We start from the raw sequence: 14,770 nt of genomic DNA, 5'->3' as shown, positions 1-14,770 counted from the left end.
CCGGGATTTCGGCGATTTAATTAGAACACAACCGTACGTATTTTCCTTTGGTTTATGCTCCGCTGTTAGTGATCGGCTCGTAGATATGCGGTTGTGGCGGCTACGTTGACACGGCTACCGGGAAGGGCGGCCCCTATATGTTGCATCGTTTTATTGTTGACCGGTCGGGCAATTTTGGAATTATGACGGCGCTGCTGGTCATTCCCCTGCTGGGTGCGGCGGGCACAGCCATCGATTTTGGCAGCGCCCTGTCGCTTCGCACAGAATTGTATGCCGCTGCGGATGCGGCAGCCGTGGGATCCATCACGAAAAACTCGGATGCGGCAAAACAAGCAGCCACGCTGTCGGGCGACGGGTTGCTGACGCTCGGCAAATCCGAAGCGCAGAAAATCTTCTTTTCACAGATGTCCAAAAAACAGGGCGACGTTCCCGTTGCCGTCGACATCAGCGTTCAAAAACAGGGCGGCACGCTCAGCTCGACTGTATCCTTCAGCGCGCAGATGCCGACGACATTCATGCAGGTGTTGGGATTTCATCAAATCCCCGTTTCCGGGACGGCAACAGCGCAGTATGAGATCCCGTCCTACATGGATTTCTTCATGCTGCTGGATAACACCCCATCGATGGGTGTTGCCGCCACCACCGATGATATAACCGCCATGAAAAAAGCGACGGTGAACGGCCACGATGGCGGCAAAGATAAAAACTGCGCCTTCGCATGCCACATCGTTTCTGAGAAAGGCGTTGAGGATAAGAAGAGCTACTACAATGTCGCACGCGAGAATGGCGTGACCATCCGTATCGATGTGGTGGCCGCCGCCATCAAAGCCCTGATGGCCAAGGCGAAGGACACACAGTCCATGCCGAGCCAGTTCCGGGTCGCCGCATACACCTTCGGCCAGACTGCCCAGGACGCCAAAAACGCGAAGCTCTTCAAGGTCTCCGATCTGGACTATGATTTGAGCGCCGTGGCAGCCGCCACCAACATGATCGGTCTGATGAGCATTCCCTATCAGAACTACTACAGCGACCAGCAAACCAGTTTTGACGAAGCGCTGAAAGGGATTGAAGGCGAAATCAAGGGCAACATCGGCATGGGCACCAGCAATGCCGATCGTCAGAAGATCGTGTTTTTTGTCGCTGACGGTGTTGGCGATAGTTATAAGCCGGCCGGATGCACCAGCCCGAAAGGCGCAAACGGCGGACGATGCATCGAACCCATCGACACGGCTTATTGCAAGAAGCTCAAAGATCGCGGCATCAAAGTCGCCGTCCTCTATACGACCTATTTGCCCCTACCCGACAACAGCTTTTACAATGACTGGGTTAAGCCTTTCGAGAGCAAGATCGCCACGAAAATGGAAGAGTGCGCCACCCCCGGCTTCTACTTCGCAGTCAGTCCAACGGACGGCATTGAGGAGGCCATGGAGGCCCTGTTCCTGAAGATCGTCAGCGCGCCTCGGATAACCAGCTAAAGCATGTCGCGCAAAAGTGTGCCGCGGTTTTCCCAGGCAAAGCGCGAAGCGCTTTTCCCAGGCAAAGCGCGAAGCGCTTTTGCCGCAACGACATGCGTGAAAACAAAGAGCTAAAGCGCGGCGCATGAATCAAGTTTGACGCGATGCGCTTTGAGCACGATGCGGTTCTCGGGCGCATCGTGCTCTAACTCTTTATATACCGAATGATTCAGATTTAGGCCGATCCGGCCTAAAACATTCTGTTTTAGTGGCTGTCCTTGCCGACTGCGTTTCCGCGACATCCCTTGAGGAAGTCGAGGTCGGCGCCGGTATCGGCCCCTTCGACATGCTGCTGATGCAGGAAGGCATAGCCCGATGTCGGCAGATCGTGGTTCGGCTGCCATTCGGCCAGCCGCCGCGCCAGTTCCTCGTCCGATATGTCGAGATGCAGACGACGGTTCGGCACATCGAGCTCGATCATGTCGCCGTTCTTCACGACGGCGAGCGGGCCGCCGACCGCCGCTTCCGGCGAGGTGTGCAGCACGACGGTGCCGTAGGCCGTTCCGGACATGCGGGCGTCGGAAATGCGCACCATGTCGAGGATACCCTTCTTCAGCACCTTGGGCGGCAGGCCCATATTGCCGACTTCGGCCATCCCGGGATAGCCCTTCGGCCCGCAGTTCTTCATGACCATGACGCAGGTCTCGTCGATGTCGAGGCTGTCGTCGTTGATCTTGGCCTTGTAGTCGTCGATATCCTCGAACACCACAGCCCTGCCGCGGTGCACCAGCAGATGCGGCGAGGCAGCCGAAGGCTTCAGCACCGCGCCCTTCGGCGCGAGATTGCCACGCAGCACGACGATGCCGCCGGACGACGTCAGCGCCTTTTCAGCCGGAAGGATGACATCCTCGTTCCAGTTGATGACCTCCTTGACCTCGTCCCAGACGGTTTCGCCGGAGACCGTCAGCGCATCCTTGTGCAGCAGGCCGGCTTCGCCGAGGCGCTTCAGTACCACCGGCAGGCCGCCGGCATAGAAGAACTCCTCCATCAGATATTTGCCCGATGGCATCAGGTTGACGATGGTCGGAACGTCGCGGCCGCAGCGGTCCCAATCGTCGAGCGTCAGATCAATGCCGACACGGCCGGCGATGGCCAGCAGATGGATGACGGCATTGGTCGATCCGCCGATCGCCGCATTGGTGCGAATGGCGTTCTCGAAGGCCTGTTTCGTCATGATCTCGGAAGGCTTCAGATCGTCCTTGACCATCTGGACGATGCGGCGGCCGGTCAGTTGCGCCATCACCTTGCGGCGGGAATCGACGCCCGGGATCGCGGCATTGCCGGACAGTGCCATGCCGAGCGCTTCGGCCATCGACGCCATCGTCGAGGCGGTGCCCATGGTGTTGCAGGTGCCCGAGGAACGGCTCATCGAGGCCTCAGCCTCGAGGAATTCGGCCTGGGTCATCTCGCCGGCCTTCACCATCTCGGAGAACTTCCACAAATGCGTACCGGAGCCGACGCGCTCGCCGCGGAAATAGCCGTTCAGCATCGGGCCGCCGGTGACGACGATCGACGGCAGGTCGACGGAGGCAGCGCCCATCAGCAGCGACGGCGTGGTCTTGTCGCAGCCGACGAGCAGCACGCAGCCGTCCATCGGCTGGCCGCGGATCGCTTCTTCCACGGCGAGAGCCGCGAGGTTGCGGTACATCATCGCGGTCGGGCGGAAGGTGTTTTCGGAGGCCGAGAACACTGGCACCTCGAGCGGGAAGCCGCCGGCCTCCCAGACGCCCGCCTTCACCTTCTCGGCGAGTTCCCTCAAATGACCGTTGCACGGGGTCATATCCGACCAGGTGTTGAGGATACCGATCACCGGCCGTCCGTCGAACAGGTCGTGCGGATAACCCTGGTTTTTAAGCCAGCCGCGGTGATAGATCACGTCGCGGCTCGTGCCGCCATACCATTCCTGCGACCTCAGCCTGCGCGGCCATTCCGCTTTCTTTTTCATCGTCTCTGTCCTTCAGGTGATTGCCGGGCCGCCTCGTACGGCCCGGGTCATCGGATATGTCTCAAGCCAGCGTGTAGGCCGTCTTGACCACGGTAAAGAATTCGCTGGCATATTTGCCCTGCTCGCGCGGGCCGTAGGACGAACCCTTGCGGCCGCCGAACGGAACGTGGAAATCGACGCCCGCCGTCGGCAGGTTGACCATGACCATGCCGGCTTCCGAATTGCGCTTGAAGTGCGTCGCATGTTTCAGGCTGGTCGTGGCGATGCCGGCCGAAAGACCGAACGGCGTGTCGTTGGCGGTCGCCAGCGCCTCGTCGTAATCCTTGACCCGGATCACCGAAACGACAGGTCCGAAGATCTCCTCGCGCGAGATACGCATCTGGTTGGTCGCTTCGGTAAACAGCGTCGGCTGCAGGTAGAAGCCGGGGGTTTCGCGCGAAATCACTTCGCCGCCGAAGGCGAGCTTGGCGCCCTCCGACTTGCCGATCTCGATGTAGTCGGTGTCGGTCTTCAGCTGCCGCTCGTCGACGACGGGGCCGATATGGGTGCCGGCCTTCAGCGCGTTGTCGACGACAAGCGTCTTCAGCTTGTCGGTCAGTGCGGCGACGAACTTGTCGTGGATGCCTTCGGTGACGATCAGCCGCGAGGACGCGGTGCAGCGCTGGCCGGTCGAGAAGAAGCCGGAATTGGCGGCTGCCTCGACGGCGACGGAAAGATCGGCGTCGTCGAGCACGACCATCGGGTTCTTGCCGCCCATCTCCAGCTGGAACTTGCGGTTATGCTCGATGGAAGCGGCGGCGACGCGGCGGCCGGTGCCGGTGGAGCCGGTAAAGGTGATGCCGGCAACATCGGGGCTTTCGAGCATCGCCTGGCCGACCACCGAGCCCTTGCCCATGACGAGGTTCAGCACGCCCTTCGGCAGGCCGGCGCGGTTGAGGATATCGACGATCGCCCAGGAACAGGCGGGCACCAGCTCGGCCGGCTTGAAGACGATGGTGTTGCCGTAGCAGAGCGCCGGCGCGATCTTCCAGGCGGGAATGGCGATCGGGAAGTTCCAGGGCGTGATGATGCCGATGACGCCGAGCGCTTCGCGGGTGATTTCGACGCCGATGTTCGGGCGCACCGACGGGATCACCTCGCCGGCCAGCCGCAGCGCTTCGCCTGCGAAGAATTCGAAGATCTGCGACGCGCGAATGACCTCGCCGGTGGCCTCAGGCAGGGTCTTGCCCTCTTCACGGGCGAGCAGCGCGCCGAGCTCGTCCTTGCGCGCCATGATCTCGTCGCCGGTCTTCTTCAGGATGACGTGGCGTTCCCAGATGCCCGAGCGCGACCAGGCCGGAAAGGCGGCCTTGGCGGCGGCGATGGCGTTTTTCGTGTCTTCGGCGCTGCCGTCGGCATAGAGGCCGACGACTTCGTTCGTATCGGACGGGTTGATGTTCTTCGTCGCGTTGGTGCCGACCCATTCGCCGGCGATCAGGTTTTGATAAATGGTCATGGGCTGAACAAGCCTCCTTTACCGTTTATGAGAAATCAGAGCTGCTTGACGGCGATCTCTTCTTCGGCGGCCACCTTCAGCGGATTCCTGAGCGGCAGGCCGAATTCGGTGACTTCGATTTCGAAGACATCGCCCTCTTCCGCCTTGATGCCGTCGGCAAAAGACAGGGTCGCCGTGCCGAACATATGGACATGGACATCACCAGGCGCACGGAAGAGGCCGTATTTGAAATGGTGATATTCGAGATTGGCGAAGGTGTGCGACATGTTCGCTTCACCGGACAGGAAGGGCTTTTCGAAGATCACCTTGTCGCCGCGCTTGATGCGCGAGGTGCCGCGGATGTCGTCCGGGGCGGCGCCGATGCGGATTTCCGGACCATAGGCGGCGGGGCGCAGTTTCGAGTGGGCCAGATAGAGATAGTTGATCCGCTCGGTGACGTGGTCCGAAAACTCGTTCGACAAAGCGAAGCCGATGCGGAACGGCGAGCCGTCGCTGGCGATGACGTAAATGCCGGCCATTTCAGGCTCTTCGCCGCCGTCGAGCGCGAAGGAAGGCGAGACGAGCGGCGCGCCGGGAGCAGCCGTGCCATGGCCGTTGCCCTTGTAGAACCATTCGGGCTGCACGCCCTTTTCGCCGGCCTTCGGCTTGCCGTTCTCAAGGCCCATCTTGAACATCTTCATCGAGTCGGTCAGCGTTTCCTCGGCCGCCTCGCTGGTCTTCTTGTGCATGGAATCACGGGTGGCGGCCGAACCGAGATGCGTGAGCCCGGTGCCGGTCAGATGCAGGTGGGCAGCGTCCGGATGGGTGATCGGCGGCAGGAAGCGGCCTTCCGCATAGACCTTCTCAAGATCGACGGCATCACCGTAACCATGCGCCTCGATGACTGAGACAAGCGACTGGCCGCCATCGGCGGCTTCCATCGCCAGCGCGTAGACGCTGCCGGCGTTCTTCACCGACCTGGCTGCGCCGCCCTGCTCGCGCACGGCGACGACGATCTCTCCGTTGGCACCCTTGATCTGGGAAATAAGCACGACTTCGATCCTTCTCGTTCCGGCGAAGACCAGGAAAAGCTCCGCCTGTCCGGCTCCATCAGGAGCCGGAATTGATCACTCATATAACTGCGAATGCGGGGCTGCGCTTAAGCGCTCAGCCCTTGTTCTTGTTGTAGACGTCGAAGAACACGGCGGCGAGAAGCACCGCGCCCTTGACCATCTGCTGCGAGTCGGTGCCGAGACCGTGGATCGACATGCCGTTGTTCATGATGCCCATGATCAAGGCGCCGATGACCGCGCCCGTCACCTTGCCGACGCCGCCCTGGGCCGACGCGCCGCCGATGAAGCAGGCGGCGATGACGTCGAGCTCGAGACCGAAACCACCCTTGGCCGTCGCCGAGTTGAGGCGCAGCGCCACGATCAGGCCGGCGAGACCGGCGAGCAGTCCCATATTGGCGAAGGTCAGGAAGGTCAGCCGCTCGGTGTTGATACCGGAAAGCTTGGTCGCCTTCTCATTGCCGCCCATGGCGTAAATGCGGCGGCCGATCGTCGTGCGACGGGTGATGAAGGCATAGGCCGCGACCAGGGCCAGCATGACGACCAGCACGTTCGGAAAGCCGCGATAGACCGACAGCTGGAGGCCGAGCCCCAGAATGGCGAGCGCGACAATGATGTTCTGAGCGAGGAAGAAACCCATGGGCTCGACGTCATTGCCATGCCGCTCGTTCGAGAGCCGCTTGCGCCATGCCATGTAGAACAGGGCGACGGCGCCGATCACGGTCAGAATGATCGAGGTCGAGTTGATGCCGCCCATATCGAACAGGTTCGGCAGGAAGCCGATGCTGATCAGCTGGAACTCCGGCGGGAAAGGACCGATGCTGGTACCGGTCCCCGATGCCGTCATCACGAACAGCGTCAGGCCGCGGAAGACCAGCATGCCGGCGAGTGTTACGATAAAGGACGGGATCTTGTGATACGCGACGAAATAACCCTGGACGCCGCCGACAAGCGCGCCCATGGCAAGGCAGACGACACCCGCCAGGACATAGTTGACGTGCCATTGCACCGTCATCACCCCGGCGATGGCGCCGATGAAACCGACGACCGAGCCGACCGAAAGATCGATATGGCCGGCGACGATAACCAGCAGCATGCCGAGCGCCATGATGACGATGAACGAGTTCTGCAGGATGATGTTGGTCAGGTTGAGCGGCCTGAAGAGAACGCCGCCGGTCGAAATCTGGAAGAACACCATGATCGCGATCAGCGCGATGAACATGCCGTATTCCCGGATGTTGCCGCGAACGTAGTCTCCGATCGAGACGACGCGCCCTTGCTCAGCGATGGGTTGATTGATCGGCGTCATTGTTTCTTCTCTCCTGAGCGCATGATGGCGCGCATGATGGTTTCCTGGCTCGCTTCTCCCTTCGGCAGTTCCGCAACGATACGCCCTTCATTCATGACGTAGATGCGGTCGCAGGTGCCAAGAAGTTCCGGCATTTCCGACGAGATCATCAGAACGGCTTTGCCGTCAGCCGCGAGCTGATTGATGATAGTATAGATTTCGTATTTTGCACCCACGTCGATGCCGCGCGTCGGCTCGTCGAGGATCAAAACATCGGGATTGGAGAACAGCCACTTCGACAGCACCACCTTCTGCTGGTTTCCGCCGGAAAGATTGACCGTTTCCTGGAAAATGCTGGAAGAGCGGATGCGCAGCTTCGAGCGATAGTCGGTCGCAACCCGGGATTCCTTGACGCTGTCGATGACCGATGCATTCGACACCGCCTTCAGGTTGACCAGCGTCGTATTGTGCAGGATCGTGTCGTTGAGCACCAGGCCGAGCTGCTTGCGGTCTTCGGTGACATAGGCGAGACCGGCGTCGATCGCACGGCGCACGGTGCTGACATCGACCGGCTTGCCATGCATCAGCACTTCACCGGACACCTTGTGCCCGTAGGATTTGCCGAACAGGCTCATGGCGAATTCGGTGCGCCCCGCCCCCATCAGACCGGCGATGCCGACGACTTCGCCCTTGCGGACGGTGACGTTGATATCGTGCAGGACCTGGCGGTCGCGGTGATGCTGGTGATAGGCGTTCCAGTTCTTCACTTCGAGAATGGTTTCGCCGATCGGCACCGAACGCGGCGGGTAGCGGTCTTCGAGATCGCGGCCGACCATGTTGCGGATGATGATGTCTTCGCTGATCTCGTCCGCATGACAGTCAAGCGTCTTGACCGTCATGCCGTCGCGCAGAACGGTGATCTGGTCGGCGACCTTGCGGATTTCGTTCAGCTTGTGGGAAATGATGATCGAGGTGATGCCCTGCTTGCGGAATTCCATCAGCAGCGTCAGTAGCGCGTCGGAATCGCTTTCATTGAGCGAGGCGGTGGGCTCGTCGAGGATGAGCAGCTTGACGCTCTTCGACAGCGCCTTGGCGATCTCGACCAGTTGCTGCTTGCCGACGCCGATGTCGGTCACCAGCGTGTTCGGAGATTCCGACAGGCCGACCTTCTTGAGCAGCTGCTTGGTGCGATTGAACGTCTCGTCCCAGCTGATGACGCCGCTCTTGGCATTCTCGTTGCCGAGGAAGATGTTCTCGCCGATCGACAGCAACGGCACCAGCGCCAGTTCCTGGTGAATGATGACGATGCCGATTTCTTCGGAATCCTTCAGGACCTTGAAGTTGCGCGTCTCGCCTTCATAGACGATGTCGCCGTCATAACTTCCGGTGGGGTAGACGCCCGATAGGACTTTCATCAGGGTCGATTTGCCGGCCCCGTTTTCGCCGACCAATGCGTGAATTTCACCCTTGCGAACCTTGAGGTTCACGTTCTCCAGCGCCTTGACGCCCGGGAACGTCTTGGTGATGCTCCGCATTTCGAGGATGGTATTGTCCATAGTCAAAGTTCCAGCGCCGTGAGCCGCCAAGCGGCTTGGCGATCATAAAATCGAAGACCGGAACCCGCAAGCGCGGGTTCCGGCCTCCTGCTTAACGTCTTACTTCAGCTTGTCTTCAGAGTAGTAACCGCTGTCGACGAGGATCTGCTTGTAGTTGGTCTTGTCGACGGCAACCGGCTTCAGCAGGTAGGACGGAACGACCTTGACGCCGTTGTCGTAGGTCTTGGTGTCGTTGACCTCAGGCTCCTTGCCGGACATGACGGCATCGACCATGGCAACAGTGACCTTGGCGAGTTCGCGGGTGTCCTTGAAGATCGTCGAGTGCTGTTCGCCGGCGATGATCGACTTGACTGACGGGATTTCAGCGTCCTGGCCGGTGACGATCGGCAGCGGCTGAGCAGCCGTACCGTAACCAACTCCCTTCAGCGAGGAGATGATACCGATCGACAGACCGTCGTAAGGCGACAGAACGGCGTCGACCTTGGCGTCGGTGTAGTTAGCCGAGAGCAGGTTGTCCATGCGGGCCTGGGCCGTTGCCGGATCCCAACGCAGGGTGCCGACCTTGTCCATGCCGGTCTGGCCGGACTTCACGACGAGCTTGCCCGAGTCGATGTAGGGCTGCAGGACGGACATTGCGCCATCGTAGAAGAAGAAGGCGTTGTTGTCGTCCGGCGAACCGCCGAACAGTTCGATGTTGAACGGGCCCTTGCCATCCTTGAGGCCGAGGCCGTCGACGATGGAGTTTGCCTGCAGAACGCCGACCTGGAAGTTGTCGAAGGTCGCGTAGTAATCGACATTGCCCGAATCACGGATCAGACGGTCATAAGCGATGACCTTGATGCCGGCGTCATGAGCCTTCTGCAGAACGTCGGAAAGCGTCGTGCCGTCGATCGAAGCGATGACCAGAACCTTGGCGCCCTTGGTGACCATGTTTTCGATCTGCGAAAGCTGGTTCGGAATGTCGTCGTCGCCATACTGCAGGTCCGTGGCGTAACCGGCAGCTTCGAGCTGCTTGACGATGTTGTTGCCGTCGTCGATCCAGCGGGCCGAAGCCTTGGTCGGCATGGCAATGCCGACGGTGCCCTTGTCGGCGGCCATTGCCGGTGCAACGAACGAAGCGACGCCGAAGGCAGCCGCAGCCATCAATGAGATAATGGACTTCATTTCTCTCTCCCTTGTTAATAGAGCAGCGGACGAAAAATCGCCCGCCCCGAAACTGTGGCAGGTTCCGTATTGGATAGTTACTTCAGATGGTGAGAAACGAAGTAGGTCTCCTCCACGATCTCACACGTGTTGAGTGCCAACCAGCACACGGCGGCAAACTGGTATGGATTCCTATAACTGTCAAATAGAATAACTGGTAAAGTGCATAACAATTTTGGTATATCGTTAAAAAGTATTACTTTTGATGGAGCGCAGCGAGGAGGCTGCAACCATGACGATTGTTTCCGAGCCCATTTCGATGGACCACGTCGATATCCACAGTGATAATTTCGGCGATGACAGCCTTTTACGTGCAGGACTTAAGCTGAATCACCTGCGGATGATCGTCGCAATCGAAGATAGCGGACAGATTTCCGCAGCTGCGGAAGTCCTCAACATCTCGCAGCCCGCCGCATCGCGCATGCTGTCCGAAATGGAATCGATCACCAAGACGCAGCTCTATGAGCGCGTGGCCCGCGGCGTGGTGCTGACGACCTTCGGCGCGGCCCTTGCGAGACGCGCGCGAAAAATCCTGCTGGAGCTGCGCGAGGCGAGCCGCGAGATCGGCGAACTGAAGAGCGGCAAGGGCGGCTCGGTCTTCATCGGCGCGGTGACGGCGCCGGCCATGAGCCTGGTCGTGCCGGCGATCAACAAGGTGCGCAAGGCCTATCCCGGCATCGAGATCAACATCCAGGTGGAGACCAGCAATGTGCTCGCCCGCGAGCTGCTCGCCGCCCGCCATGACTTCATCATCGGCCGCATCCCTGATGACCTCAACCCGCGCCTGTTCGAGGTGACGGAGATCGGCATCGAGCGGGCCTGCCTGATCGTGCGCAAGAGCCATCCGCTGCTGAAGCAGAAGGTGAGCAGCCTTGCCGACGTCAGGGGTTACGACTGGGTGTTCCAGCCGCCGGGCACGCTGCTGCGCCGCACGATCGAAGACATTTTCCTGGCGCGCGGCGTGGCGCTGCCGGAGAATATCGTCAACACCTCCTCGCTGCTGCTCACCTGCGCCATCGTCTGCGAAACCGATGCGATCGCCCCCGTCGCCGTCGACGTCGCCCATTTCCTTGCCGGCCAGGGCGCCAAGGCCGCCGATGTGCGCGTGCTGCCGATCGATTTCGACATCAACGTCAAACCCTACAGCCTGATCGCGGCGAGCGAACGGGCGCTGCCGCCGAGCGCCAGGCTGCTCTATGACATGATTCTGGAGGAGAGCCGGAAGCAGGCGGAATAGGCCGCAAGCCCGGCGCCATCTTGCCCGGTCTTAATGCGCGCCGGAGCAATTCCGGCAAAAATCCGCAGCGGTTTTTGCGTCCGGAAATTGCGTGAAAAAATTAGAGCACGTCGGGTGTTTCCAGCGGGATGCTCTTGAGGATGCGGGATGCTGTTCGGACAGTCGGTCTTTCAATCAGTGCTCGAGCGGCTGAAGGCCGAGGACGAGACGGCCGACGAGGCCGAAGCGCCGGCCGCCCACCGGGTGGCCGGCCTCGGCACCGGCTTTGCCTTCGATGTCATGGAGGGTGTCTCGGTCGCCTCGCGGCGGATCGGCGAAGCCTATTTCGACAATCTGGATCTCGATGCGGCCGTTGCGATCGCGGAGAGCCCGGCGGCCGCGCCCACCCCTGTCATGCCTGAACATCTCACCCGCACGACGCCGCAGGAGGTTGCCGCCGAACTGGCGATCTCGGCGGAAGATACGCCGCTGACGCTGCGCGAAAAGCGCCGCGCCTTCGCCCGCTTGAACCATCCTGACGGCATCGCCCTGCCCTTCCGTGACAATGCGACGAAGCGGATGATGCTCGCCAATCTGCTGATCGACGAGGCGCTGCGGCGATTGGGCCGCTGACTAGTCCTGGTCTGCCTGCTTGGTGGGCTTTTCCGCGGATATCTCCGCGGGGGATATCTCCGCAGGCTCGTCCTCGTCATCGGCGTCAGGCTCAGCCGCCGGCGCGGCGACCTCAGGCTGCGGATTGAAGGTCCAGAACAGCATATAGAAGGAATAGGCGCCCGCCGCGGCCGACAGCACCGCCCAGAAGGGATCGCCGCCGACAATCTCGAACGCCGCCCAGCCGAAGCAGACGGCAACGATGGCGACGCGCACCCAAAGGCGCCGGTATGCCGGATGGTTCGGATCAATCAGTTGCATCTTTGCCCCGCGGTCAAATATATCGCACATGCCCCTGGCATGTGCCGCACTGCTCATGGCCTGTGTCGCGCTTGTCTTTAGTTCGAATCTTGCAAATGTGAAAGAGCCGCGGGCTTGACGCGACGCAGAGAAGATGGAATGAAAATTCCAGATTTTTGGCAATTCGGTTTATTTGTTCCGAATTCAAGGGAGGTTGCTATGACAGTGAGATTTGGTCTTCTCGGCGCCGGCCGCATCGGCAAGGTTCATGCGAAAGCCGTCAGCGGCGACGCCAATGCGACGCTGGTCGCGGTCGCCGACGCCTTCCCGCAGGCAGCCGAGGCCATCGCTTCGGCCTATGGCTGCGAGGTCCGCACCATCGAGGCGATCGAGGCCGCCAAGGATATCGACGCCGTCGTCATCTGCACGCCGACCGACACGCATGCCGACCTGATCGAGCGCTTCGCCCGCGCCGGCAAGGCGATCTTCTGCGAAAAGCCGATCGATCTCGACGTTTCCCGCGTCAAGGCCTGCATCAAGGTGGTGGAAGAGACCGGCGCCAAGCTGATGGTCGGCTTCAACCGCCGCTTCGACCCGCATTTCATGGCGGTGCGCAAGGTCATCGACGACGGCAAGATCGGCGATGTCGAAATGGTGACGATCACCTCGCGCGACCCCGGCGCCCCGCCGGTCGATTACATCAAGCGCTCGGGCGGCATCTTCCGCGACATGACGATCCACGATTTCGACATGGCCCGCTTCCTGCTCGGCGAAGAGCCGGTCTCGGTGCTGGCGACCGCTGCCGTGCTGGTCGACAAGGCGATCGGCGAAGCCGGCGACTATGACAGCGTCTCGGTGATCCTGCAGACCAAATCCGGCAAGCAGGCCGTCATCTCCAACTCCCGCCGCGCCACCTACGGCTACGACCAGCGCATCGAAGTGCATGGCGCCAAGGGCATGGCGGCTGCCGAAAACCAGCGCCCGGTGTCGATCGAAGTGGCCAACGGCGACGGCTACACCCGCCCGCCGCTGCATGATTTCTTCATGACCCGCTACACCGAAGCCTACGCCAACGAAATCGCCGCCTTCATCGCCGCGATCGAAAAGGGCACGAAGATCTCGCCGTCGGGCGCCGATGGCCTGGCGGCTCTGGTGCTCGCCGATGCGGCGGTGCAGTCGGTCAAGGAAGGCAAGCTGGTCAAGGTTGGGTGACGCATCGGCTCGATCGAAATCGGTCTTAGGAAAGCGCGATGCGCTTTCCTTAAAGCGTGTCGCGATCTTTCAGATTCGCTTGTCACGCTTTAGGTCTTTGTTTTTACGCATGTCTTTATCGCAAAACTGCTGCACACTTTTGCGAGACATGCTTTAGCGAGAAATTATAAAGAGATGGCCGGGCACTCATCCGGCCATTTTGCGTTTGTGGCAAAAGCCATTCTCTACTCGACTTTATGGTCTGACGGGGAGAAGGAACACACCTAACGAACAGAGGGATCGCGGCATGTCTCTTCTCCCCGCAGGCGGGAAGAAGGCGGCGGCAGCCGGATGAAGGGCTGTTCGCCGACCTTCTCCTCGTTCTTTAAAGCGCAGCCTTTATTTTCTCGGCGACATCGGCCGGCACCCATTGCGACCAGATGCTTTCGTCTTGCTGGAGGAAGCGCTTGGCGCCGTCTTCGCCGGTGCCCTGGTTTTCCGTTTCCCAGGCCATGATCTTGCCGACCGTGTCGTTGCTCCAGCCGCGCTTGTTGAAATAGGCCATGACGTCGGGGCTGGTGCGATCGGCAAACTTTTTGGTGACGACGGTCATCACCTTGTCGACCGGCCAGTCAGCGACCTTCGGATCGGGGCAGGCAAGGTTGGTGATGCAGCGCTTCCATTCGACGGGATCGGCCGAACCATTCTGCTTCAGCTTCACCAATTGATATTTGCCGAGCAAAGCCGTCGGCGCCCAGTAATAGGTGATGAAGCCCTGCTTGCGCTCATAAGCCTTGGCGATCGCGCCGTCGAGGCCGGCTGCCGAGCCCGGGTTCATCAGGGTGAAGCCCTTGTCGGCCGCCTTGTACGCCTTGAACAGCTGTGTCGTGACGACGGTCGCGCCCCAGCCTTCAGCGCCGTTGAAGATCGCACCCTTGCTCGGGTCTTCCTGATCGGGAAAGAGTTCGGGATGGGCAAGAGCGTCCTCGACGGTCTTGATGTCGGGATGGGCGTCGGCCAGATATTTGGGGATCCACCAGCCCTGAATGCCGCCGTCGGGAAGCGCCGGCGCGCCAAAGACGATCTTGCCTTCCTGGACGCCGCGCGGAACGATCTCCGGCAGCAGGTCGACCCAGGTTTCGGACGAGACGTCGGGCTCGCTCTTCTCCACCATCGACGTCGTGGTCGGCACCGTATCGCCGGGAACGGTCTCGACATTGCAGCCGTAACCGTTTTCGAGGATGAACTTGTCGACGAAGGTCAGGAGTTCGGCGCTCTGCGCATTATGGACGGCCAGGACGACGTCGCCGCATTCGGCCGCATGAGAAAGCGATGCGAAGCCGGCAAGGCCGGCCAGCAGACATGTGGATGCAAGCAGTTTTTTCATTTTCGTTCCCTCTT

Annotated in this window: 12 protein-coding genes; 4 read left to right on the top strand and 8 right to left on the bottom strand. The window is 60.6% G+C overall.

Annotated features, from left to right (window positions below; translation table 11 throughout):
* The first annotated feature begins 137 nt into the window (after positions 1-137).
* Positions 138-1,475 carry a TadE/TadG family type IV pilus assembly protein gene (locus tag QMO80_RS18600; RefSeq protein ID WP_283197831.1) on the top strand — a complete coding sequence of 446 codons (1,338 nt, stop codon included), beginning with the start codon at positions 138-140 and terminating at the stop codon, positions 1,473-1,475.
* A gap of 244 nt (positions 1,476-1,719) precedes the next feature.
* Here QMO80_RS18600 and araD read toward each other — a convergent pair whose 3' ends face one another.
* From araD to chvE, 6 genes are all read right to left on the bottom strand, one after another.
* Positions 1,720-3,459, bottom strand: a complete 1,740-nt coding sequence (gene araD / locus QMO80_RS18595) for an L-arabinonate dehydratase (protein WP_283197830.1) — start codon at positions 3,457-3,459, stop codon at positions 1,720-1,722.
* 61 nt (positions 3,460-3,520) lie between these two features.
* The gene (locus tag QMO80_RS18590) at positions 3,521-4,954 is read right to left on the bottom strand and encodes an aldehyde dehydrogenase family protein (RefSeq protein ID WP_283197829.1); all 1,434 of its coding nucleotides are present in this window, start codon (positions 4,952-4,954) and stop codon (positions 3,521-3,523) included.
* Positions 4,955-4,989: 35 nt separating this feature from the next.
* Positions 4,990-5,985, bottom strand: coding sequence for an AraD1 family protein (gene araD1, locus QMO80_RS18585; protein ID WP_283197828.1), 996 nt, complete (start codon positions 5,983-5,985; stop codon positions 4,990-4,992).
* Between the two features lie 115 nt (positions 5,986-6,100).
* Positions 6,101-7,312 carry a multiple monosaccharide ABC transporter permease gene (gene mmsB / locus QMO80_RS18580; protein ID WP_116406728.1) on the bottom strand — a complete coding sequence of 404 codons (1,212 nt, stop codon included), beginning with the start codon at positions 7,310-7,312 and terminating at the stop codon, positions 6,101-6,103.
* Positions 7,309-8,847, bottom strand: a complete 1,539-nt coding sequence (gene mmsA / locus QMO80_RS18575) for a multiple monosaccharide ABC transporter ATP-binding protein (RefSeq protein WP_283197827.1) — start codon at positions 8,845-8,847, stop codon at positions 7,309-7,311. The genes mmsB and mmsA overlap by 4 nt, the downstream gene beginning before the upstream one ends.
* Before the next feature lie 99 nt (positions 8,848-8,946).
* Positions 8,947-10,011, bottom strand: a complete 1,065-nt coding sequence (chvE, locus tag QMO80_RS18570) for a multiple monosaccharide ABC transporter substrate-binding protein (protein WP_003565744.1) — start codon at positions 10,009-10,011, stop codon at positions 8,947-8,949.
* 271 nt (positions 10,012-10,282) lie between these two features.
* Here chvE and QMO80_RS18565 point away from each other — a divergent pair, with 271 nt between their 5' ends.
* Together QMO80_RS18565 and QMO80_RS18560 are read left to right on the top strand one after the other, a co-directional pair.
* Positions 10,283-11,287: a LysR family transcriptional regulator gene (locus QMO80_RS18565; protein WP_283197826.1), complete on the top strand. Its 1,005-nt coding sequence runs from the start codon at positions 10,283-10,285 to the stop codon at positions 11,285-11,287.
* Positions 11,288-11,434: 147 nt separating this feature from the next.
* Positions 11,435-11,899: a hypothetical protein gene (locus tag QMO80_RS18560; protein WP_283197825.1), complete on the top strand. Its 465-nt coding sequence runs from the start codon at positions 11,435-11,437 to the stop codon at positions 11,897-11,899.
* On the opposite strand, the gene QMO80_RS18555 is transcribed toward QMO80_RS18560, so the two are convergent.
* Positions 11,900-12,199 (bottom strand): hypothetical protein, encoded by a 300-nt coding sequence (locus QMO80_RS18555; RefSeq protein ID WP_283197824.1) that lies wholly within the window; start codon positions 12,197-12,199, stop codon positions 11,900-11,902. It lies immediately after the preceding gene.
* Positions 12,200-12,397: 198 nt separating this feature from the next.
* On the opposite strand from QMO80_RS18555, the gene iolG reads away from it, so the two are divergent.
* Positions 12,398-13,390, top strand: a complete 993-nt coding sequence (iolG, locus tag QMO80_RS18550; protein WP_283197823.1) for an inositol 2-dehydrogenase — start codon at positions 12,398-12,400, stop codon at positions 13,388-13,390.
* A 364-nt stretch (positions 13,391-13,754) separates the two neighbouring features.
* On the opposite strand, the gene QMO80_RS18545 is transcribed toward iolG, so the two are convergent.
* Entirely contained in the window at positions 13,755-14,756 is a 1,002-nt protein-coding gene (locus tag QMO80_RS18545) for a glycine betaine ABC transporter substrate-binding protein (RefSeq protein ID WP_283197822.1), read from the bottom strand.
* Between the last annotated feature and the right edge of the window lie 14 nt (positions 14,757-14,770).

This window comes from Rhizobium sp. BT03 (assembly GCF_030053155.1).
Taxonomy (GTDB): domain Bacteria; phylum Pseudomonadota; class Alphaproteobacteria; order Rhizobiales; family Rhizobiaceae; genus Rhizobium.
This window is presented reverse-complemented; position numbering and strand designations above follow the sequence as displayed.

What these genes read in the sequence shown, in the direction of transcription:
- QMO80_RS18545 (WP_283197822.1), bottom strand. Translation starts at nt 14,756, where the DNA reads ATGAAAAAACTGCTTGCATCCACATGTCTGCTGGCCGGCCTTGCCGGC.
- mmsA (WP_283197827.1), bottom strand. Translation starts at nt 8,847, where the DNA reads ATGGACAATACCATCCTCGAAATGCGGAGCATCACCAAGACGTTCCCG.
- QMO80_RS18560 (WP_283197825.1), top strand. Translation starts at nt 11,435, where the DNA reads ATGCTGTTCGGACAGTCGGTCTTTCAATCAGTGCTCGAGCGGCTGAAG.
- QMO80_RS18565 (WP_283197826.1), top strand. Translation starts at nt 10,283, where the DNA reads ATGACGATTGTTTCCGAGCCCATTTCGATGGACCACGTCGATATCCAC.
- QMO80_RS18600 (WP_283197831.1), top strand. Translation starts at nt 138, where the DNA reads ATGTTGCATCGTTTTATTGTTGACCGGTCGGGCAATTTTGGAATTATG.
- iolG (WP_283197823.1), top strand. Translation starts at nt 12,398, where the DNA reads ATGACAGTGAGATTTGGTCTTCTCGGCGCCGGCCGCATCGGCAAGGTT.
- QMO80_RS18590 (WP_283197829.1), bottom strand. Translation starts at nt 4,954, where the DNA reads ATGACCATTTATCAAAACCTGATCGCCGGCGAATGGGTCGGCACCAAC.
- araD (WP_283197830.1), bottom strand. Translation starts at nt 3,459, where the DNA reads ATGAAAAAGAAAGCGGAATGGCCGCGCAGGCTGAGGTCGCAGGAATGG.
- QMO80_RS18555 (WP_283197824.1), bottom strand. Translation starts at nt 12,199, where the DNA reads ATGCAACTGATTGATCCGAACCATCCGGCATACCGGCGCCTTTGGGTG.
- chvE (WP_003565744.1), bottom strand. Translation starts at nt 10,011, where the DNA reads ATGAAGTCCATTATCTCATTGATGGCTGCGGCTGCCTTCGGCGTCGCT.
- mmsB (WP_116406728.1), bottom strand. Translation starts at nt 7,312, where the DNA reads ATGACGCCGATCAATCAACCCATCGCTGAGCAAGGGCGCGTCGTCTCG.